Source organism: Magnetospirillum sp. XM-1, from assembly GCF_001511835.1.
Lineage (GTDB): Bacteria > Pseudomonadota > Alphaproteobacteria > Rhodospirillales > Magnetospirillaceae > Phaeospirillum.
In genome coordinates, this window is record NZ_LN997848.1 from 3,073,568 (window position 1) to 3,093,523 (window position 19,956).

General features: G+C 67.4%; 16 protein-coding genes. 6 read left to right on the forward strand and 10 right to left on the reverse strand.

What is annotated here, in order from left to right:
* The first annotated feature begins 70 nt into the window (after window positions 1-70).
* The gene (locus XM1_RS14210; RefSeq protein WP_068434536.1) at window positions 71-2,569 is read left to right on the forward strand and encodes an EAL domain-containing protein; all 2,499 of its coding nucleotides are present in this window, start codon (window positions 71-73) and stop codon (window positions 2,567-2,569) included.
* Entirely contained in the window at window positions 2,550-3,914 is a 1,365-nt protein-coding gene (gene chrA, locus XM1_RS14215) for a chromate efflux transporter (RefSeq protein ID WP_068434538.1), read from the forward strand. Before XM1_RS14210 ends, chrA begins: the two co-directional genes overlap by 20 nt.
* Here the strand turns inward: chrA and XM1_RS14220 are convergent.
* The 6 genes from XM1_RS14220 to XM1_RS14245 all read right to left on the reverse strand — a co-directional run bounded on the left by XM1_RS14220 (window position 3,897) and on the right by XM1_RS14245 (window position 10,351).
* A complete protein-coding gene (locus tag XM1_RS14220; protein WP_231920518.1) occupies window positions 3,897-4,217 on the reverse strand; it encodes an acyltransferase in 321 nt (106 codons plus the stop codon). The two genes, chrA and XM1_RS14220, sit on opposite strands and share 18 nt — an antisense overlap.
* A 70-nt stretch (window positions 4,218-4,287) precedes the next feature.
* A complete protein-coding gene (locus XM1_RS14225; RefSeq protein WP_068434541.1) occupies window positions 4,288-5,448 on the reverse strand; it encodes an MFS transporter in 1,161 nt (386 codons plus the stop codon).
* Between the two features lie 100 nt (window positions 5,449-5,548).
* Complete coding sequence (locus tag XM1_RS14230) at window positions 5,549-6,403, reverse strand: ChbG/HpnK family deacetylase (protein ID WP_082700535.1); 855 nt, start codon at window positions 6,401-6,403, stop codon at window positions 5,549-5,551.
* Between the two features lie 35 nt (window positions 6,404-6,438).
* Window positions 6,439-7,566 (reverse strand): GDSL-type esterase/lipase family protein, encoded by a 1,128-nt coding sequence (locus tag XM1_RS14235; RefSeq protein WP_068434545.1) that lies wholly within the window; start codon window positions 7,564-7,566, stop codon window positions 6,439-6,441.
* A gap of 14 nt (window positions 7,567-7,580) precedes the next feature.
* A complete protein-coding gene (locus XM1_RS14240; RefSeq protein ID WP_068434548.1) occupies window positions 7,581-8,912 on the reverse strand; it encodes a sensor histidine kinase in 1,332 nt (443 codons plus the stop codon).
* The gene (locus tag XM1_RS14245; protein ID WP_068434551.1) at window positions 8,912-10,351 is read right to left on the reverse strand and encodes a sigma-54 dependent transcriptional regulator; all 1,440 of its coding nucleotides are present in this window, start codon (window positions 10,349-10,351) and stop codon (window positions 8,912-8,914) included. The genes XM1_RS14240 and XM1_RS14245 overlap by 1 nt, the downstream gene beginning before the upstream one ends.
* A 91-nt stretch (window positions 10,352-10,442) precedes the next feature.
* Between XM1_RS14245 and XM1_RS14250 the strand changes: the two genes are divergently transcribed.
* Both XM1_RS14250 and XM1_RS14255 read left to right on the forward strand, forming a co-directional pair.
* Entirely contained in the window at window positions 10,443-11,237 is a 795-nt protein-coding gene (locus tag XM1_RS14250) for an MBL fold metallo-hydrolase (RefSeq protein ID WP_231920519.1), read from the forward strand.
* A 155-nt stretch (window positions 11,238-11,392) separates the two neighbouring features.
* On the forward strand, window positions 11,393-12,424 hold the full coding sequence (locus XM1_RS14255) for a methyl-accepting chemotaxis protein (protein ID WP_068434555.1): 1,032 nt from the start codon (window positions 11,393-11,395) through the stop codon (window positions 12,422-12,424).
* Here XM1_RS14255 and XM1_RS14260 read toward each other — a convergent pair.
* On the reverse strand, window positions 12,421-13,344 hold the full coding sequence (locus XM1_RS14260) for an AEC family transporter (RefSeq protein WP_068434557.1): 924 nt from the start codon (window positions 13,342-13,344) through the stop codon (window positions 12,421-12,423). The two genes, XM1_RS14255 and XM1_RS14260, sit on opposite strands and share 4 nt — an antisense overlap.
* The gene (locus tag XM1_RS14265) at window positions 13,341-14,558 is read right to left on the reverse strand and encodes a glycerate kinase (protein ID WP_068434559.1); all 1,218 of its coding nucleotides are present in this window, start codon (window positions 14,556-14,558) and stop codon (window positions 13,341-13,343) included. The genes XM1_RS14260 and XM1_RS14265 overlap by 4 nt, the downstream gene beginning before the upstream one ends.
* 80 nt (window positions 14,559-14,638) lie before the next feature.
* Here XM1_RS14265 and XM1_RS14270 point away from each other — a divergent pair, with 80 nt between their 5' ends.
* Entirely contained in the window at window positions 14,639-15,541 is a 903-nt protein-coding gene (locus tag XM1_RS14270; protein ID WP_068434562.1) for a dihydrodipicolinate synthase family protein, read from the forward strand.
* Window positions 15,542-15,550: 9 nt separating this feature from the next.
* Here the strand turns inward: XM1_RS14270 and XM1_RS14275 are convergent, their stop codons facing one another.
* Entirely contained in the window at window positions 15,551-16,351 is an 801-nt protein-coding gene (locus XM1_RS14275) for an ABC transporter substrate-binding protein (RefSeq protein WP_068434566.1), read from the reverse strand.
* A 75-nt stretch (window positions 16,352-16,426) separates the two neighbouring features.
* Between XM1_RS14275 and XM1_RS14280 the strand changes: the two genes are divergently transcribed.
* A complete protein-coding gene (locus tag XM1_RS14280; RefSeq protein WP_231920520.1) occupies window positions 16,427-18,538 on the forward strand; it encodes an ATP-binding protein in 2,112 nt (703 codons plus the stop codon).
* Between the two features lie 30 nt (window positions 18,539-18,568).
* Here the strand turns inward: XM1_RS14280 and XM1_RS14285 are convergent, their stop codons facing one another.
* Window positions 18,569-19,879: a radical SAM protein gene (locus tag XM1_RS14285; RefSeq protein ID WP_082700536.1), complete on the reverse strand. Its 1,311-nt coding sequence runs from the start codon at window positions 19,877-19,879 to the stop codon at window positions 18,569-18,571.
* Window positions 19,880-19,956 lie beyond the last annotated feature (77 nt).

Genomic DNA, 19,956 nt, shown 5'->3' on the forward strand with positions numbered 1-19,956 from the left:
CGGGAAGACGATGAGGGTGAGCATGCTGTCGTTGCCGAAGGGGCTTGAGGGACGCGGAGGGGGCGGCTGAATGCGTCCAGCGCGCTCCGATGCCAAAAGCTCGGACGATAGCATCGGCGCGCTTCCGGCGACCGAAGGACGGCGGATTTTCGATCTGGTAATTCGCTATGGCGCCGGCGCGGTGCTGCTTTGGACCGTTCTGCTGGGCCTGTCCTTGTGGTGGACCATCGGCCACCAGAAGGACACCACCTTCGAACTCGCCCTGAATACCGCCCGATCCGCCTTCAACAAGGATCTCGCCTACCGGCGCTGGGCCTCGGGGCATGGCGGCGTGTACGTGGAGCCGTCCGAGAAGACGCCGCCCAGTCCTTGGATGTCCCATCTGCCTGACCGCGACATCATCGCCAATGACGGGCGGCTGCTGACCCTGATGAACCCGGCCTACATGCTGCGCGAGATGATGGCCGATTACGGCGACGATTACGGCATCAAGGGCCGGATCGTCGGCATCGTCTATCTCAATCCCAACAACGAGGCCGATTCCTGGGAGGCCGAGGCCATCCGGCAGTTCTCGGCCGGCACCATCACCGAGAAGCTGGAGATCTCGGCGCTGGAGGGCAAGCCTTACCTGCGCCTGATCAAGCCGTTCATGATGGAGGAGAGCTGCCAGAAGTGCCATGGCCACCTAGGCTTTCCCAACGGCTCGGTCCGGGGCGCCGTCGGCGTTTCCGTCCCCATGGAACCCTATCTCGAGGTGGAAAGTCAGGCCATCCGCGCCCTGGCGGTGTCCCATGGCGGCTTTTGGCTGGTGGGCGTGCTCGGCATCGGCCTGATCGGCCGGCGGAGCGCCCGGCGGCTGAAGGAGAAGGCCCTGGCCGACGAGGAGACCCGTCTGGCGGCCCATGTGTTCCGCAACGCCCTGGAAGCCACCATCATTACCGATCCCCGCGGGCGGATTCTGCGGATCAATCCTATGTTCACCGAGTTGACGGGCTATGGCGAGGCGGAGGTGGTCGGCGGCAATCCCCGCATCATCCGCTCCGACCATCACGATGCCGATTTCTACAAGGAGATGTGGCAGGCCATCTACCGCGACGGCCGCTGGCAGGGTGAAATCTGGAACCGCCGCAAGGACGGCCGGGTCTTCGTCGCCTGGGAAAGCATCGTCGCCGTCTATGACGCGGCCGGCGCCATCCGTTACTTCATCGGCAGCTTCAGCGACATCACCGAGCAGGTGGAGGCGCAGCGCCATATCCTGCGTCTTGCCCATTACGACGTGCTGACCGATTTGCCCAACCGGGTGCTGTTCCAGGATCGTCTGGAGCGCGCCGTGGTCCACGCGCTGCGCCATGACCGGCTGGCCGCGCTGCTGTTCCTTGATCTGGACGGCTTCAAGAAGGTCAACGACACCATGGGCCATCGGGCCGGTAACGAGCTGCTCAAGGAAGTGGCCGTTCGCCTGCGCGGCTGCGTGCGCATGACCGACACCATCGCCCGGCTGGGCGGCGACGAATTCACGGTCATCCTGGACGAGATTTCCTCGGCCGGGGACGCCGCCGTGGTCGCCGAGAAGATTCTGGCGGCTTTGCGCGCTCCCATCGCCATCGACGGGCGCGAGGTGTTCATCGGCACCAGCATCGGCATCAGCCTGTTCCCCGCCGACGGGCAGAGCGGCGACGAATTGCTGAAGCAGGCCGATACCGCCATGTATCAGGCCAAGGCGGCGGGCAAGGGACGCTTCAACTTCTACTCCGCCGAAATGACCAAGCGCGAGGAGCATCGCCTCGAACTGGAGATGGCGCTCCGCCAGGCAGTGGACGAGGAGCAGTTCCACGTCCATTACCAGCCGAAGAAGAACCTCGCCGCCGGCCGGGTGTCCGGTTTCGAGGCTCTGGTCCGCTGGCAGCATCCCAGCCTGGGCATGATTGCGCCCCTCGATTTCATCCCCTTGGCCGAGGAAATGCATCTGGTCGACCGGATCGACCTGCTGGTGATGCGCCAGGCCTGCCGGCAAGGGCGGATCTGGCTGGACCAGGGGCACGACGTGACCATGGCCGTCAACCTTTCCGGCGTCAACTTCTCGGTTGACGACCTCCCGGATCAGGTTCGCCGGGTCCTGGACGAGACCGGATTTCCCGCCGACCACCTGGAGCTGGAGATCACCGAAAGCTTCGTCATCGACCTGGAGGTGGACCAGCGCGAGGTGATGCAGCGGCTGCGCGCCTTGGGCGTGATGCTGGCCATCGACGATTTCGGCACCGGCTATTCCTCTCTCAGCTACCTGAAGCGCCTGCCGGTCAACACCTTGAAGATCGACCGCTCGTTCGTGCGCGACATCGCGCGGGATTCGCGCGACATGATGCTGGTGTCCTCCATCATCGGCATCGCCCATTCCCTGGGCCTGAAGGTGGTGGCCGAGGGCATCGAGGACTCGGAGCAGATGAGCATCCTCGAAACCCAGGAATGCGACGAGATTCAGGGATATTTCATCGCCAAGCCCATGAGCGCCGAACTGGCGGGCATCTTCATGACCGGAGCACCCGCCAGCCATGCCGTCATCTCCGGCTGATCCCGCCCATCCCCGGTTCGACGAGGCCCTGCGGGTCTGGCTGCGCGTCGGCCTGCTCAGCTTCGGCGGCCCGGCCGGGCAGATCGCCACCATGCACCGCATCCTGGTGGAGGAGAAGAAGTGGGTGGGAGAGGCCCGCTTCCTCCACGCGCTGAACTTCTGCATGCTGTTGCCGGGGCCCGAGGCGCAGCAACTCGCCACATATATCGGCTGGCTGCTGCACCGGACCTGGGGCGGCGTGGTGGCCGGAACCCTGTTCGTGCTGCCCGGTTTCCTGGTGATGATGGGGCTGGCGGCTCTGTATGCCGGCTTCCATCAGGTTCCGCTGGTGGAGGGCCTGTTCTACGGCATCAAGCCGGCGGTGCTGGCCGTGGTGATCGAGGCGGTGCTGCGCATCGGCCGCCGGGCGCTGCGCTCGGTCGAGAAAATCGTCATCGCGGCGGCGGCTTTTGCCGGCATTTTCTTCGGTGACCTGCCGTTTCCGCTGATCGTGCTGGCGGCCGGGCTCTGGGGCTTTTTTGCGGCGCGGACGGGGCGGGCGGCTTTCCTGCCCGGCGGGGCCGCGGCCCAGGCAGAGTCCAAGGGGGTCGCCGACCGGATTCTCGACCAGGGGGCTCTGCACACCCGGCCCGACCGCCGCCGCGCCATCCTGACGGCGGCCGTCTGCCTGGTCCTGTGGCTGGCCCCGGTGGCGGCGGCCATGGCCTGGGGCGGCGGCGCGTTCGGAGCCGTCGGCCTGTTCTTCTCCAAGATGGCGGTGGTGACCTTCGGCGGCGCCTATGCCGTGCTGGCCTATGTGGCGCAGCAGGCCGTCGAGGTGCATGGCTGGCTGGCGGCGCCCGAGATGCTGGACGGGCTGGGGCTGGCCGAGACCACGCCGGGGCCGCTGATCCTGGTCAACCAGTTCGTCGGCTTCCTGGCCGGTTACCGTAATCCCGGCGGTCTCGATCCCTGGCTGGGGGGAGTTCTGGGGGCGAGCTTGACCGTCTGGGTCACCTTCATGCCCTGTTTCCTGTGGATTCTGGGCGGCGCCCCCTATGTGGAGGTTCTGCGCGGCTATCAGGCGTTGTCCGGCGCCCTGGCGGCCATCACCGCCGCCGTGGTGGGGGTGATCTTCAATCTCGGCCTGTGGTTCGCCCTGCACGTGCTGTTCGCCACCGTCGAGGAACGGCATGTGGGGCCGCTGCGCCTGTTCGCCCCTGATCCCAACAGCCTGGACCCGGCGGCGCTGGGCCTGGCCCTGGCCGCCGCCATCGCCATGCTCCGCCTCGGCATCGGCATGATGCCGACCCTGCTGGCGGCCGGATTGTCCGGCATCGCGTGGAAGCTACTTCTTTTTCCGTAGGGCGACGGCCGGTTCCAGTTCCTCGGCGGTCAGGCCGCGTCCCAGCTGGTCTTCCAGATGGGGCAGGAGCTGCGGAAAGAACTTGAGCGGCGCCAGCAGCTTGATGGCGTTGGCGGTACCGGCCCCGTCGACGCTTTCGTCGCCGGCGTCGCGGCGGCAGCGCTGCAGCACCGACGCGACAAGCCAGTCGTCCCAGTCGTCCTGGTCGTAGCCCGAAGGCGGCGGCAGGCCGGCGAAACGCTTCAACAGGTCCATGAGTTCCGATCGCGACATCTGCGCGACGGTCTTATCTTTTCCGCTCATCCCCAATGACTCGCCACTGATACTTCCCCGTACCGATCCTACCGCAGGGGTTCGCCGCGAGGAAAGCGTTTCAGGTGACGATTTGTTCCGCCGGCTTCCAGCGGCGCATCAGGAGCCAGGCCAGAACGGCGGACAAGGCCGACAGCCCGGCCATGGCCAGGAAGGAGCCGCCGCCCAGGATTTCGTAAAGCCGGCCGCTGAACGGCGTGATCAGGCCCGGGGCCAATCCCACGGCGATGGCGGCGAAGATGCCCTGGGTGCGGGCCGACAGGCCTTGGGGCACGGCGCGGGAGATGAAGTGGATGGCACCCAGATGGGCGCAGCCGAAGGTCGCCGCGTGCAGCAATTGGGCCAGGGCCACCAGGGGCAGGGAGACGGTCGAGCCCAGAACCAGCCAGCGCGCCACGCCGCCCACGGCGGCCAGCACAAGCAAGGCGGCCGGGCCGAAACGGGCCACCACCCGGTTGCTGACGGCGAACAGGACGATCTCGGCCACCACGCCTTCCGACCACAACAGGCCGATGGTCATGTCCGAGAGACCGGCCGCCTTCCAGTGGATGCTGGCGAAGGCGTAATAGACGGTGTGGGCCATCTGGTTGAGCGCCGCGCTTCCCACGAAAAGCAGGAACAGCCGGTTCAGCAGCACCGGGCGCAGCGATGGCGGCCTGCCCTCGTGGCGGGGTACCTTGAGGTCGGGCAGGCCGAGGCACGAGGCGGTGGTCAGCAGCAGCGCCGCGCTCATCAGCCAGGGCAGCGCCGTTATCGGCCAGGACCCCAGGGCCTTGCCCAACAGGGTGGCGGCGGCGATGAAGGCCAGTGATCCCCAAAGCCGTGCACGGCCGTAATCCAGGCCGTGGCGTCCCACCACCGCCATGGCCAGGGTGTCGCCCAGCGGCAGCAGGCCGGCGAAGGGAAAGGTGGCGATCACGCTTAAGGCTAGGACGGGCCAGAAGCCGTCGGCCAGGGGGAACAGCAGCCAGACCAGCCCGGCGCTCATTGCCAGACGGATCATCAGCCGCCGACGCTCGCCGCCATGGTCGGCCAGGTGGCCGATCACCGGGCTGGCCAGGATGCGGGTGAGATAGCCGGCGGCGGCCACCCAGCCGATATCCGAAGCCGACAGGCCCCGATCCTGCAGCCACAGCGGCCAGAAGGGGAGATGAATGCCGACCGCCACGAACAGGGCGGCGTAATAGGCGCCCAGCCTGAAGCTGGCGGAGGAGGGGCTCATGCCGTGGTTCCGCCCGGCCGGGCGGGCAAGATGCCCGCGCTCCGAAGAGGGAGATGTTTCCTGGAGCGCGGCCGTCCCGGCCGCATTCCCGCCACCGGCATCATTGACGGTCCGGCCGGGCCGCCAGGGTGATGCCGCGATCGGCGAGCGACAGGGCGCAGGCGTCGGATTCGAGGAACCGCCACTCCACCTCGCGCTGGTCGGTCAGCCACTCGCAGGCGCGCAAAGGCTCGTCCACCTGGCCGGGATGGCACATCACCAGGGTTCCCGGTCCGGGGGACTCGGTGAAGATGCCAAACAGCCGGGCATAGGGAACCTTGCCGGAAAAGTCGTAGACCCCCCGGAAGCTGCGGTTGTGCGGAATGCCCTCGGCCCGCATGCGCATCCTCAGGCCGATGCCCAGCAAGGCGATGATGGTGGCGCGGACGGGATCGATTCGGCGCCGGGCGATGGCCAGCGGGTTCTCCCAGCACGACCGCACCCAGCCGCCGGTGGGCTTCAGGCGGCGGCGCCACAAATCCACCACCACGTCGCGGACGATGGGCAATTGGTGGACATGGTGATGGCCGTCGAGGAAGTCGGGCGGGCGGCCCATATGGGCCTCGAAGGAATCGACCTGGCGCTCCAGCTCGGCGGCGATCTCGGCCTTGTCCAGGCGGTGCAGGACGGCGCGCTTGACCATGGCGCCGATGGGAGGCAGCCGGCCTTCGGGCGCCAGGGAGGGCATGGCCCCCAGCGGCCGGTGATCGGTCAGCGTCAGGTGGACGCCGAACTCCGCCCGTCCTTCCAGGGACTTCAGCAGAACGGCTTCGTCCGGCCAGAAGGCCGAGCCGGTCATGCAGCCGGTGGCCTGCAGGCGGCCTTGGCCGATCAGGGCGCGGATGGCGAGCCCCAGGCCCGGGGCCAGCCCGTAATCGTCGGCGCAAAGGGTGATGGCGGCTTTGTCGCGTGGCATGGCGGCAGGATAGAGAGGCCGGCGTCGACGCGCAATCAGTACAGCTCGCCGGCCAGCCATGTGCCGATCAGCCCCGCGCCCCTCGGGTTGTAATGACCGTCCACCGGGAAGACCAGGCCTTCGCGGTAATGGTCATGCAACAGGGAAAAGGCGTTGAGGCATTGGATGGCATGCGCCTGGCAATGGGGGCGGACCAGCGCGTCCTGGTAGTCGGCGGTGGGGAAGTCGCGGCCATTCACGGAATAGGTGGCGAAGGCCTCGTCCTCGAAGAACATCCGTTCGGGCAGCAGGACCACCACCATGCGGCTCCCGCGTGAGGCCGCGATCTCCGACATCTGGCGGACCATCAGGAAATTGGCCTCGGGCACTCCGGCGGTGACCAGATTGGCGACCGGGGAGTGGGAGCGCAGGCGGTAATAGATCGCCTTGGCCCGGGGATACAGCAGCCCGGTCAGGGCCGAGGACTGGCTCAGCGTGTCGAGAAAGGTCTTGATATCCTGGAACTGGGGAACCAGGACGCCGGTAAAATCGTAAAGCCTGACCCGCGCCTTGGCGCTCGAATCATCGGCTCCTCCCGAATTGCTGACCAGGTATCCCTCGACGATGCGGTTGGAGTCCTGGTCCGAGGGCGGGGTGATCACGTCATTCCAGCTGAGCGCCACCAACAGGGTGTCGCTCGGCCCCAGCGTGGGGGCGATGACCCGCAGGCGGGCGAGATACTGATCGATGTTGATGGCCGGAATGGCCAGATTGTTCACCGCCACGTCGATCCCCCGGCGGTTCAGTTCTTCCTGCAGGCGATTGGGCCAGGAATCCTCGTCGGACAGGCCATGGCCGAAGGCCTGGCTGTCGCCCATGACCAGAAGGCGCCGTTCCGCCGTCTTCGGGGCGGCGGGCACGATTCGCTTTCCCTCGGAATCGGCGGTGGCGACGGCATTGGTGAAATCGACGCGGTTGTCCATGGTCCCACGGAAATCGGGCGTCATCCGCCAATAGCCGTCGGGGCCCACGTCGAACATGCCCTTGGGAAGGCCCGGCTTCGGCGGTGGGCTGACGATCCAGGCCACGCCTTCGGCCAGGGCCAGGAAGAGCGCGACCGAAACGAGGGTGAGTAGGGTATTGGCAAGAATGCCGCCGCTCTTGGTACGTCGCCGTGTGGGCAAGCCCGATCTCCTGTTCAAACGGCTGAAGGCAGGCCGATGATGAATTGGGCGCCGCCCAGGGGTGAGGTGCCCGCATCCAGCGTTCCGCCGTGGTCGCGGATGATGCCGTAGGAAATCCATAAACCCAAGCCCGTTCCCTTGCCCACCGGCTTGGTGGTGAAGAACGGGTCGAACACCTTGGAGGCGATGTCGGGGGAAATGCCGGGGCCGTTGTCCTCGATGACCAGGGTGACGCCGCCGGCTTCGGCCTTGGCCGTCACCCGGATGCGTCCGTCGGCGCGGGGAGCGACCGCATCCTGGGCGTTCTCGATCAGGTTGACGATGACCTGATGCAACTGGCCGGGATTGCCGCGCACGTTCAGGCTTTCCGGCAGGTCGAGATCGATGGCGGCCAATCCCTTCTTGCCCGAGGCCGACCACTGCACCGCCTTGGCGACGATCTCGGCCAGATCGAAGACTTCCGCCTTGCCCCCGGCCGAGAACGACAGGCGCTTCAGGCTGCGCACGATGTCGGCCACCCGCTGGGCGCCCTCGGCGGTGCCTTCCATCAGGCCCGGCAGGTCGGCCAGGGTGGCGTCGATGCGCAAGGTCTGGCGCAATGCCTCCCGCTCGGCCTCGCCGCAGCCGCCATGGATGGCGTCCAGGTAGGAGGAGATGCGGGTCGAGTATTTGGACAGCGCGTGGACATTGCCGTAGACGAAGCTGATGGGATTGTTCAGCTCGTGCGCCACGCCGGCGATCAGGCGGCCCAGCGAGGCCATCTTCTCCTGTTGGATCAGCTGGGCCTGGGCGGTCTTCAGCGCCTCGTAGGCGCGGCGCAGCTCGCCCACCGGGCGGCCCGTCAGCACGATGCCGGCCGGCAGGCCGCGATGGTCGAGGCGGGTGGCGCAGGAAAGGGCCACCGGCTCGGTGAGGCCGCCGTCCGACGAGCGGAAGCGCACTTCGCGGTCGCGGCTTTCCACCGAATCGATCCAGCTGAACAGGCGCAGGTTGCCGGTGCCCTCGGCCAGCAATTCGTCCAGGGGGCGCTCGTACAGATCCATCTCGGCGATGCCGGTCAGCTGGAGGAAGGCCAAGTTGACCTGCTGGATACGTCCCGACTGGTCGCAGACGATCAGGATATCGGATACCGCCGACAGTACGGAATTGATGAAGCGCTGGGCTTCTTCCAGAGCGGTGTTCTTCTCCTCCAGCTCCACCTCGTAGGAGATGAGGTCGGAATAGACCTCCTCCATCTTGCGGATGACCTCGATCCAGGCGGTTTCCTGGGCGGCCGCCATGTCGGGGTCGTAGCCGCCGGCGAAATCGTAGGCCGAGGAGGGGCGGGGGTCGCTGTAATTGGCCATCAGCCGTCGCGCTCCAGGCCGTAGCGGCGCAGCTTGGCGCGCAGGCCGACGCGGGACAGCCCGGTCTCCTCGGCCACCCGGGTGATGTTCCAGCGGTGCCGGGTCAGGGATTCTGCCAGCAGGCGGGCTTCCAGCGCCTCCACCTGCTCTTTCAGCGTGCCGGGTTCGCCGTGATCGGCCAGGGCGCGGCCGGCGGGGCAGGCGCGGGCCTTGAGGCGCGGGCTCAGCAGGTCGGGCCCCATCACGCCGCCTTCGGCCAGGGCCACCATGCGCTGAATCTCGTTTTGCAGTTCACGCACGTTGCCCGGCCAGTCGTAGCCTTGCATCTGGGCCATGGAATCGGGGCCGAAGCGCAGGTTGGGCCGTCCGAAGCCCTTGGCGGTGTCGCCCAGCAGCCGTTCGGCCAGCATGGGCACGTCCATGGGCCGTTCGCGCAAGGGCGGCAGGTGGATGGGGAAGGCGGCCAGGCGGTAGAACAGGTCGCGGCGGAAGTGACCGCCCCGCACTTCCTCCTCCAGGTTGCGGTTGGTGGCGGCGATGACGCGGACGTCCACCTTGCGGGTGAGGCGCGCGCCCAGCGGCCGGATCTCGCCTTCCTGGAGCACGCGCAGCAGCTTGACCTGGAAGGCGGGCGAGGTCTCGCCGATCTCGTCGAGGAAGATGGTGCCGCCCGACGCCTGCTCGAACAGGCCGATGCGGTCCTCGTAGGCGCCGGTGAAGGCGCCCTTCTTGCAGCCGAAAAGCTCGGATTCCAGCAACTGGTCAGGCAGGGCGCCGCAATTCTCCACCACGAAGGGCTTGTTGCCGCGGGGGCTGTTGTAGTGGATGGCGCGGGCCAGCAATTCCTTGCCGGTGCCGGATTCGCCGGTGATCAGCACCGAGATGTCGAAGGACGACACCTTGCGCGCCATCTCGATCACCTGGGCCAGCGGCGAATCGGGAGCGTGGATGATGCCGTCGAAATGGTGCTGGCGCTTGAGCGTGCCGGTCTTGCTGGCGATGGATTTCTGCAAGGCCGCCTGGGGCACCTTGAGGTCGAGGCTGGCCTGGGCGCTTTCCAGCTGCAGGTCGTAGAGTTTCAGCGCGCCGTGCAGGGTCTGGACCAACTCGTCCGGCTCCCACGGCTTGGTGATGTACTGGTAGATGCCCGCCTCGTTGACGCCGGCGATGATGTCCTCGGCCTCGGAATAGCCCGAGATGATCATGCGCACCGGATCGGGCCAGCGCTCGCGCACCGTCTTCAGGAATTCCACCCCCTGGATGCCCGGCATGCGCTGGTCGCACAAGATGGCGTGGACCATCTCCTGCTCCAGCAGGTCCTCCGCCTCCTCGGCGGTGGACGCGGTCAGCACCCGGAATTCGTCGGACAGGACGCGCCGCAGCGCTTCCTGGGACTGCTTCTCGTCGTCCACCACCAGGATGATCGGCAAGGTGGTCATGTCCGGGCTTGCTCCTGTGGCCTTCGACGGGACGGAGCGGTATTCTTGAGCCTGGGACCACCAGTGGTCAACCAATTACCAGAATGGATGGATGATGACCGGTTTGATGGCGGAAGTCGCGGCGGCCAAGGTGGACAAGGGTACGCTCGCCCTGTGGTTCCTCGGCCAGAATGGCTGGATGGTCAAGTCGCCGGCCGGCCACGTGCTGGCCGTCGATCCCTATCTCTCCAATTCCTGCCATCCGTCGCGGCGCGGCCTCGACGTCGACCGCCGGGTTCCGATCCTGGTGACGCCCGATGATTTGCAGGCCGACCTGCTGCTTTGCACCCATTCGCACCGGGACCATGCCGACCCCGAGACCCTGTGTTCCTGCGCCGCCAGCGGCCGGGTCAAGGCCTTCGCCGGGCCGGGCGACACCCAGGCGGTGTTCGCCGCCGCCCAGGTGGCGGAAAGCCAGCGGCGCCTGACCTGGCCCAATGACGAGATCGGCCTGGGCGATCTGCGGGTGACCGGCACCTTCGCCCTGCCCACCGATGCCGGCGACTTGACCCATATGGGCTTTGTCATCCGGGGTGACGGTGGGCCGAGCCTGTGGATTACCGGCGACACCGCCTGGTGCGACCTGCTGGCCGAGGCCGGTTCCAAGCACAAGCCCGACGCCGTTTGCCTACCCATCAACGGCGGCTACGCCAACCTGTCCCATTGGGAGGCGGCGGAACTGGTGCGCCGGGTGGGACCGGCCCAGGCCATTCCCTGCCACTGGGACATGTTCGCCGACAATTCCTGCGATCCCCGCATGTTCGAAGCCTCGCTGAAGGTCAAGGAGGTGCGGGGCGTCTATCGCCGGCCGGACCATGGCCGCAAGATGGTGATCGAGCCTCGGTAACTTCCCCTATTTGCCCGAATCTTAGGCGGTGGTCGGACCAGTTTGGTGCAAATTTCCTGAGCAACTTTGATGAATATCAAGGTTTGGCGGTGCCCTGCGACTGGCATGGGGGTTGCGATGATCTGTCCCGGAAGGTGTAAATCCGGGAGACATTGATGATCGAGCAATTGCTTCAGTTGACGGGCGGCGTGGCCTCGGTGGCCGACGACAAGATCATGCGGATCAACGGCATCACCCGGCGTTCGAAGATGCTGGCGCTCAACGCCACCATCGAGGCCCACCGGGTGGGCTCGGCCGGGCGGGGCTTCGCGGTGGTGGCCGACGAGGTCAAGGCCATCTCCAACGAGATCGCCCTGCTGACCGATTCGTTGCAGGGCGAATTGCGCGGGCGCCTCAGCGAACTGTCGCAATTCGGCGAAAGCCTGGCCTCGCAGGTGCGCCAGGTGCGGGGCGAGCGCCTTGCCGACCTCGCCCACAACACCATCGAGGTGATGGATCGCAATCTTTACGAGCGCTCGTGCGACGTGCGCTGGTGGGCCACCGACGCGGCGATAGTGGCCTGCGCCGGGCGCGCCGACGAGCCGGCGGTGACCGAGCACACCTGCCGCCGCCTGGGCGTCATTCTGGATTCCTACACCGTCTATCTCGACCTGTGGGTGGCCGACGCCCAGGGGCGGGTGGTGGCCAACGGGCGGCGCGGACGCTATGCGGGTGCAGTGGGAACCGACGTCTCGGGCGAGGCCTGGTTCCGGGACGCCATGGCCACCAATGACGGCGGGGCCTTCGCGGTGGCGGACGTGGCGCGCAATCCCGGCCTGGGCAACGCCATGACCGCCACCTACGCCACCGCCATCCGCGACGGCGGCGAGGCCGACGGCAAGCCCATCGGGGCGCTGGGCATCTTCTTCGACTGGGAGGCCCAGGCCCAGGGCATCGTCGACGGGGTGCGCCTCGCCCCCGAGGACAAGGCCCGCTCGCGCTGCCTGCTGCTCGATTCGCAGCACCGGGTGATCGCGTCTTCGGACCGTACCGGCGTGCTGTGCGAGGTCTTTCCCCTGCGCACCGAACGGGGCGAGCGGGGGCACTATGTCGATCCCACCGGCGTGATGGTCGGCTACGCCCGCACGCCCGGCTACGAGACCTATGACGGATTGGGCTGGTACGGGGTGATCGTCCAGAAGCTTTAGAACACCCGGGAAAAGACCACCGGCAGCCAGACCAGGGCGAACAGGGTGCTGGCCGCCACGGCGATGGCGGCGCGGTCGGGATGGATGTTGCGAAGGGTGGCGTGCACCACGGTGACGGCGGCCAGCGGCACCAGGGATTCGATCAGCAGCACCTGATGCCCGACCCGGCCGAAAACGTGCAGCCAGGCCCGGTCGGCCCAGATGAAGGCCAGGGCCAGGGCTGGCCACACGGCGAACTTGACCGCGAAGGTGAAGGCGGTGAAGCCCAGGTCGAGGCGCAGGCTTCTGACCTGGGCCAGCCCCAGCCCGACGATCATCATGCCCACCGGCACGAAGCCGCCCGACAGCAGGTCCACCGCCTGCATCGCCGCAACCGGTACCTTGGTGCCGCTGAGATTGAGCGCGGCCCCCAGCCAGCAGGCGTGCAGGCCGGGATATTTCAGCACCCTGAGGATGGCGCCGCCCACCGAGGCCTCGGCCCTGGCCACGGTGTAGAACCCCACCGAGTTCTCGTAGGCGGTGGCGCCGAACGACACCATGACCACATAGGGCAGGGAATCAGGCCCTACCAGGGCCAGGCAGGCGGGAATGCCGAAGAAGCCGGTATTGCCGGTGCCCCCCGTGAAGGCGGCCATGCGCTCGCGCCCGTCGCGCCAGAAACGCCCCGCCACCGGCGCGGTGAAAAGCGCCACGGTCGAGCACAGGCCGAACACCGCGAAGGGCAGCACCAGCAGGGCACCCTTCAAATCGGCGGTGACGAAGCCCTTGAACACCACGGCGGGCGACAGCACGAACAAGGCGAGGCGGCCCAGATCCTGGCCCTTGACCCCGCCGAAGCGGCCCAGCGCGAAGCCGATCCCCACCAGCAGGTATAGCGGTACCAGCTTCATGGCCAGGGAGGTGTCGAAGGGCAGGGTCATCGCACCAAAATCGCCCGAAAATCGTTGACGTTGGTGAGCGTCGGGCCGATCTCAACAAGATCTCCCAACGCCTTGAAAAATCCGTATGAATCGTTGTTGGTCAGATATGCTTCCGGGTTGATTCCCAAGGCTCTGGCGCGCTCTAGCGTATCGGGGGCGATGGTGGCGCCGGCATTGTCCTCGGAGCCGTCAATGCCGTCGGTGTCGCAGGCGATGGCGTCCACGCCGGGGCAATCCTTGAGCGCCAAAGCCAGGGCCAGGGCGAATTCGGCGTTGGGGCCGCCCTTGCCTGGGCCGCGCAGGGTGACGGTGGCCTCGCCGCCTGACAGGATCACCGCCGGGCCGGGGGCCGGCTGCTGGTGGGCGCGGATGGATTTGACCATGCCGGCCATCACCTTGGCCATCTCGCGGGCCTCGCCCTCCAGGCAATCGCCCAGCAGCAGCGGATAAAGGCCGGCGCGCGCCGCCACCAGGGCGGCGGCCTCCAGCGATCGCTGCGGCGTGGCGACCAGGCGGTATTCACTGCCCGGCAACTCCTTGGGTGTCTCGGCGGCCGGATCGTTCAGCCGCGCCGCGATGGCGGGCGAGGGGGTGATGCCGTACTTGGCGAGCACGGAGCGCGCCTCGGCCAGGGTGGTGGGATCGGCCACGGTAGGGCCCGACGCGATCACCGAAGGATCGTCGCCGGGCACGTCGGAAATGGCCAGCGTCACCAGCCGGGCCGGGGCGGCCAGGGCGGCGAGGCGCCCACCCTTGACCGCCGAGAGATGCTTGCGCACGCAGTTGATCTCGCCGATGGCGGCGCCCGAGCGCAACAGAGCGCCGGTCAGGGCCTGCTTCTCCGCCAGGGGGATTCCCGGGGCCGGGCGGGCCAGCAGGGCCGAACCGCCGCCCGAGATCAGGCACAGCACCAGATCGTCGGGGCCGAGACCCTTCAGCAGTTTGATCATGCGTCCCGCCGCGTTCTCGCCGGCCGCGTCGGGCACCGGGTGGGCGGCCTCGGCCACCTCGATGCGCCGGGTGGGCACCAGATGGCCGTAGCGGGTGACCACCAGCCCGGACAGCGGGCCCGGCCAATGGTCCTCGACGGTACGCGCCATGGCGGCGGCGGCCTTGCCGGCGCCGATCACCAGGGTTCTTCCGGCGGGCGGGGCGGGCAGGAAGGGCGGCAGGCAGACCGAGGGCCGGGCCGCTTCGACCGCCGCTTCGAACATGCGTCGCAGGATGCTGCTCACTGGACTCTCTTTCCCTTTCCGGGCTCAATGGTCACACCAGTAGACAGCGGAAGGCGACCATGAGCAATCCCGACGCGCTTGGCGGCGTTCTCGCCCCCATTCTGACGCCCTACGACGCCGAACTGGTGCCCGATTCCGAGCGCTTCGTCCAACTGGCCGGGCACCTGATGGAGCAAGGTCTGGGATTGGCGCCGTTCGGCACCACCAGCGAAGGCAACTCGCTCAGCGTGCCGGAAAAGGCCGAACTGCTGGACGCCCTGGGCGCCGCCGGGCTGGAGATGGGGCGCATGATGCCGGGAACCGGGTGCTGCGCCCTGTCGGACTCGGTCGCGCTGACCCGCTATGCCGTCGAGGCCGGTTGCGGCGGGGTGCTGATGCTGCCGCCCTTCTACTACAAGAACCCCAGCGAGGATGGGCTGTTCGCGGCCTTCTCCGAGGTGATCCAGCGGGTGGGCGACCCGCGTCTTAAGGTCTATCTCTACCATTTTCCCCAGCAGAGCCAGGTCCCCATCACCCATGCCCTGATCGAGCGGCTGCTGGCCGCCTATCCCGGCATCGTGGCGGGCATCAAGGATTCATCCGGCGATTTCGCCAATATGGAGAGCATGTGCCGGGCGTATCCGGGCTTCAAGGTGTTCGCCGGAACCGAACGGCTGATCTTGCCCGTGATGCGGGCCGGCGGCGCGGGCTGCATCAGCGCCAACGCCAATATCCACGGCCCGGCCATGCTGGATCTGTGGCGGCGCTGGCGCGAGCCCGAGGCCGAGGCGCTGCAGAAGGACATGGACAACTTCCGCGCCATCATGGAGGGAATGCCGCTGATCGCCGCGCTGAAAGCGCTGACGGCGCGGCGGACCGGCGATTACGGCTGGCGGCGGACGCGCCCGCCGCTGACGGCCTTGCCGCCCGAGGCCGAGATCGAGCTGGTCGAGCGCCTGGGGAAGGCCAATATCGTTCTTTAGGCGCTGTCGCTATTTGAGTTCGACAATGGCTTCCAGGCCGTTGGCGCGGGCGGCGGCCATCAGGCGGCCGTCGGCCTTGGTGCGGGCCACGAAGGAATCCACCGTGTCCAGCCATTCGGCGTCGCCCGGCGCCATGGCGTAGGCGTAGGGGCTGGGTGCCAGCGGCTTGGGCGGCGTCAGCAGCTTGGCCCAGTCGTGGCGGGCCAGCATCTTGCGGCTGAAGGGGTAGTCGGTGACGAACAGGTCGGCGCGGCCGCTCATCACTTCCTGCTCGCGGGCTTCGGGGGTGGCGACCTCGAGCAGGCGGGCCTGCTTCAACTCGGACTTCATCACGTCCACCATGAAGGTACCGGTGGCCGCCGCCACGACGATGCCGTCGCGGTCGATGTCGCTCCATTCCTTGATCACCGGATGGGTCTTGGTGGTGATGGCGACGATGCCGCTGCGCAGATGGGGGCGGGTGAAGGCCAGCTTCTCCTGGCGCGGCGGAGTGATGGCCACCGCATGCATGGAAATGTCGCACTTGTCCGACAGCAGGTCGTCGATCAGGGTCTTGAACGAGGAATCCACGAAGCGCACCTGTACCCCCAGGTCCTTCGCCAGTTCCCCGGCCATGTCGATGTCGATGCCCTCCAGCTTGCCGGTGCGGGTGTTGCGGTACGAGATGGAATAGTAGTCGGGCCAGATGCAGACCCTGACCTCGCCGCTCTGACGGATCTTTGCAAGCCTGCCGCCGGCCGGAGCCGCGATGACCTGACTTGCCAGGAAGAACGCGGAAAGAATGGCGAAAAGACGGATCAGGCTATGCATTTTTGTCCTCCAGATACGGACGTATTATGCTATTTCACCTAAGTCATGCAAGCCAGCCCGAAAGAATCCGAGGTTTTGTCCCCATCCCAGCGTGCTCCGGTGGTGCTGGGCAGCGTGCAGGTACAGCCGGTGTTCTCGCGCCGGCTGATCGCCGCCGTGGTGATTTTCGGCATCGGCATGGCGCTTCTGGTGGCCGTCGCCACCACGCTCGGCCTCTGGGCCGGGCGGCAGGAGGCCATCAGCGGTGCCGAGGCGGTGACGCGCAATCTGGCGCGCAGCCTGACGGAATCGGTGGAGCGTTCCATCAATTCGGTGGACGTCACTTTGGCTTCGGTCGCCGAACTGGCCTCCGAGCAAGGGTTGGCGGGGCCTCGTCCCGATCTGGGGGCGGCGGTCGTCCAGCGCCTGACCTTCATTCCTTATCTGCGCCAGATTCTGGTGGTGCGGGTGGATGGCGCCGTTCTGTTTGATTCGGCCGGCCAGGCCGACGGCCGCACGCTCGACGTGGCCGCCCTGCTGGCCGAGCATGCCCGCCTGCCGCGTCCCCTGGTGGTCGGCGTGCCCATCGACGGACGCTTCATCGGTGGAGGCGGCCGGGCGTCGGGGCTCAAGAGCATACCGGTCAGCCGCGCCATCCGGGCGGCGGACGGCTCGGTGTTGGGGTTGGTGATCGGCGCGCTTAATCCCGAGTATTTCATCGCCAGCTTTCAGGGGATCGAGGCCGAATCGGGGGCCCATACCCATCTGTGGCGCTTCGACGGCCTGATGCTGGCCGGAGCAGGGGGGGGCAACGACGTTCACCAGGAGATCGGCCGGGACAATCCACTGTTCACCCGTCACCTCAAGGACTCGGAGATGGGGACCTTCACGGGGCCGGGCGGTGACGGCGTCACCTGGATCACCAGCTACCGCACCACCTTGTCCTGGCCGCTGGTGATCAGCGTGGGGATTTCCCTGGATACCGCCCTGCAGAGCTGGAGGCACAGCGTCGAGACCATCGCCTGGCCGGTGGCGACCGTCACGCTGATCGTCCTGGGGCTGACGGCGGCCATGGCCATCGTGCTGCGCAACCGTGGCCGCGACGAGGCCCGGCTGCGGCTGTCGGACATGGTGCTGTCCAACGTGTCCAACGGGGTGACCATCGCTGATGCCGGCGCCAGGGACTTGCCGCTCATCTACGTCAATCCCGCCTTCGAGCGGATTACCGGCTATTCCGCCCAGACCGCGCTAGGCCAGAACGCCCGCTTCCTGCATGAATTCGACCCGACCCAGGAGGGACTGGACGACATCCGCGCCGCCCTGGCCGAGGGCGAACCGGTGTCGGTGGTCCTGCGCAACCAGCGGGCGGATGGGACTTTCTTCTGGAATCAGCTGTCGCTGTCGCCGGTGCGGGGCGCCCAAGGCGTGGTGACCCATTGGGTGGGCGTGCAGCGCGACATCACCCAGCAGGAGGAGGCGCGCGCCGCGCTCGCCAAGGCCTATGACGACGTGGCCCATTACAGCGAGGACCTGGAGCGGTTCTCCTTCGTCCTGGCCCACCATCTGCAGGAGCCGGCCCGCCAGATGCGGCTGCAGGCCCAGGTGCTGCTGCAAAGGATCGAGGACATCCCCGAATCCGGCGCCCAGCAGCCGGCCGAACTCATCATCAACGCCGCCAAGCGGCTGGTGGAGATGCTGCGCGACGTCCAGGCCTATCTCGCCATCGAGCGCCAGCCGGTGGCCGGCGGCACGGCGTCTTCGGAATCGGCCCTGGCCGCGGCGGTCAACCGCTTCGTCAACGTTGAGGTGGTCGGTCCGGTGGAGGTGGCGAGGGGCATGCTGCCCCGGGTCGGCGTTCCCCAGAAATACCTCGACGACCTGTTCGAGATCCTGATCGAGAACGCGGTTCGCTTCCGTCATGGCGAGCGGCCGCTGCGCCTGTCGGTCGGCGCCCAATCTCATGTGGATGGATGGCTGTTCCGGGTCGAGGACAACGGCATCGGCATCGATTCCAGCTATCACGAGCGGGTGTTCGTGGCGCTGGAGCGCCTGCATTCCGGCACGTCCTACGCCGGTACCGGCATCGGGCTGGCCATCGCCCGCAAGATCGTCGAGGCGGCGGGCGGGCGCATCTGGGTGGAATCCGACGGCACCAGCGGCTCGACCTTCTGCTTCACCCTGCCCATGCCGCCCAGCGGCGTGGTCTGAGTCCGCACGGGGGTCTGCCCTTCGGCCAGATCAGCCGAAGGGATCGTCGCACTTGCCGCACATGGGAATCTGGCTGACGTCGCCTTTGCGGAAGGCGTTCAGGATGGCGCCATAGGCCGGGCCCCGGCGGATGGCGCCCAGGCCCTGCTCCATGATGTTGCCGATCTTCAGCTGGGCGTTGGAATCATAGCAGCCGCAGGCGGTGACGGTGCCGTCGCAGAACACGCCCACCGCCTTGAGGAACAGGCGACACGGCATCAGCCGGTGGTGCCCGATCTCCTTGAGCGACCAGATGCCGTGGCGCTCGTTGAAGGTGCCGCACTGGACCGTGCCGCCGAAATTGTTGGCCGGCACCGTCCACACGTCGGTGATGCCGTGCGAGGCGAGGAAGGCCTTGGTCTTGCGCAGGTTCTCTTCCCACTCGCCCAGCGCCACCGCCTTGACGGCGAAGCGGGTGGGCGTGCCCTTCAGCGCCTTGTGGATGGCCTTGAGATTGGCGAGCGTGCGTTCGAACTTCGAGCCCACATAGACGCCCTCGTAGCTTTCGGCGTCCCAGCCGGCGAACGAGAATTGCAGATAGGCCAGTCCAACCTTGGCCAGCCGGGCGATCTTGTCGGGGGTGAAGGGCGTGCCGTTGGTGACGATGCCCACCTGGAACCCCTCGGCCACGGCGCGTTCCAGCATCTCGAACACCCGGGGATGAAGGAACGGCTCGCCCTGGCCGGCCAGGATGTGCATGGTGGTGATGCCGCACGCCTTGCCTTCGGCGATGACCCGCTCGAAGACCTCGTCCTCCATGAAGCCGGAATTGTCCTTCCAGATCTCCCAGCCGCACATGGTGCAGCGCAGGTTGCAGCGGCGGCTTAGCTGGACGTACAGCTCGTAGGGCACCAGCTGGCGCCGCTCGGCCGGGGCGATGACCAGGGCGCGGGCCTTGGCCAGATGGGGGAGGGCGGCCTCGGCCCGTCCGGCCTCGTCCAGTGCGATGCCCATCAGGTATTGGATGCGGCCCGATTGCGGCTGGATGGCGGCGGCGGGTTCCAGCAGCGGCACGGCCTCGGCGGCGCGGCCCTGTTCGACCAGGGCGCCGGCCAGCCCCACCATGGTGTCGAGATGGCCGGGCACCGCCGTCAGCACCCGGCGGAACAGCGCCTCGGCCTCGGCGGCGCGCCCACGGGCCAGCAGCAACCCGGCGCGGCGGTAGTCGCATTCGGGATGGCCGTCGGCCTGTTCCAGGATTGCGGTGGCCTCTTCCAGCAATTGGCCTTGGGCCAGACGCAGGGCCTCGGCCAGGAGGAGGGCGGGATCGGCGGGCTTGGTCTTCTTCTTCGGCGCTTTCATGACGCGGCAGACTAGCATTGCCGCCTAGCGGCTTTCCATGCCGGTGTTGTCTGGGGCATGATGTTCGCCGGGTTTCA